This window comes from Acetobacter papayae JCM 25143 (assembly GCF_000613285.1).
Lineage (GTDB): Bacteria > Pseudomonadota > Alphaproteobacteria > Acetobacterales > Acetobacteraceae > Acetobacter > Acetobacter papayae.
Window position 1 is genome coordinate 1 of sequence record NZ_BAIN01000170.1, and the last position, 620, is coordinate 620.

Annotated in this window: 1 protein-coding gene; it reads left to right on the forward strand. The window is 57.3% G+C overall.

All coding sequences use genetic code 11. The features are described 5' to 3' along the window. On the forward strand, nt 1–620 hold a 620-nt coding region (locus JCM25143_RS20460; RefSeq protein ID WP_035371557.1), incomplete at both ends, for an efflux RND transporter permease subunit.

A 620-nucleotide genomic window follows, 5' to 3' on the forward strand; every position in this document is an offset into this window, starting at 1 on the left:
TCTCAACCAGAAGCAGCTTCAGGCGCATCATCTCTCCGCCATGGACGTGCAGAACGCCCTGCGTACGCAGAACATCGTGCTGCCCGCAGGCGATCAGAAAATCAACCGCACGGACTGGATGGTGCAGACCAACGCTACCCCACGCTCCATGCAGGAACTGGGCGATATTCCCGTCAAACGCGTGGGCAACTCCGTTATTTATGTGCATGACGTAGCCAACGTGTACCGTGGCGGACACCCGCAGACCAACCTTGTGCTGGTTCAAGGCAAGCAGGGCGTCATGATCGTCGTCATGAAAAGTGGCGAGGCCTCGACCCTTGATGTCGTGTCCAGAACCAAGGAACTGCTACCTCGTGTTCGGCAGCTTGTACCGCCGGATGTCCATATTTCGGTGCTGAGCGATGCCTCGGTATTCGTTAAGGACGCCATCAAGGATGTGGTGCGCGAAATGCTGACAGCCGCCGTGCTGACAGGTCTTGTCGTGCTGCTGTTCCTTGGCTCCTGGCGCTCCACCATCATTATTGCCACGTCTATTCCGCTGTGCATTCTGGCAGCCATCATCTGCCTGTTGTGGGCAGGGCAGACTATCAACGTCATGACACTGGGTGGCTTGGCGCTAG